The following is a 507-nucleotide window of genomic DNA, read 5'->3' as shown; positions in this document are numbered from 1 at the left end:
AGAGTGCCTAACGCCATCACGCTGAAACCAATTTTCAGAGCCGGTTTACGACCTGCTTTATCTACCGTAAAGACCGCAATGAAGGTCGCGAACATAAAGGTCAGTCCCACGACCAGAGTCGCAATCATCTGTTGTTCTGTGGTCGTAAAGCCCGCCATTTTGAAGATACGCGGCGCATAGTACATGATGATGTTCATACCGGTAAACTGCTGCATCGCCTGCAACAACATACCGAGAAACACAGCACGACGGACGTTACGGTTGATCTTAAACAGTGCCCAACCGCCTTGTTTTAACTTCAGGCTTTCACGAATTTCGTTGAGTTCTTCTCGCGCTTTTTCCGACGTATCGCGCAGCATACGCAACACTTCTTCCGCCTCAATATGACGCCCCTTTTCCGCCAGCCAGCGCGGGCTATTTGGCAGGAAGACCACCAGAATAATCAGCAGGACTGCTGGTAAAGCAAGAACCCCCAACATTGCGCGCCAGTTACCGCTATAACTGAAC

At 50.3% G+C, this 507-nt stretch carries 1 pseudogene; it reads right to left on the bottom strand.

Going from position 1 to position 507, the window contains the following annotated elements:
- A pseudogene (gene araE, locus K0040_RS22425) lies at positions 1 to 507 on the bottom strand (arabinose-proton symporter AraE); the annotation flags it as partial.

This window comes from Terrisporobacter petrolearius, from assembly GCF_020748185.1.
Classification (GTDB): domain Bacteria; phylum Bacillota; class Clostridia; order Peptostreptococcales; family Peptostreptococcaceae; genus Terrisporobacter; species Terrisporobacter petrolearius.
Note: the sequence above shows the minus strand (reverse complement) of the source record. Positions and strands in the feature narration are given on the sequence as shown.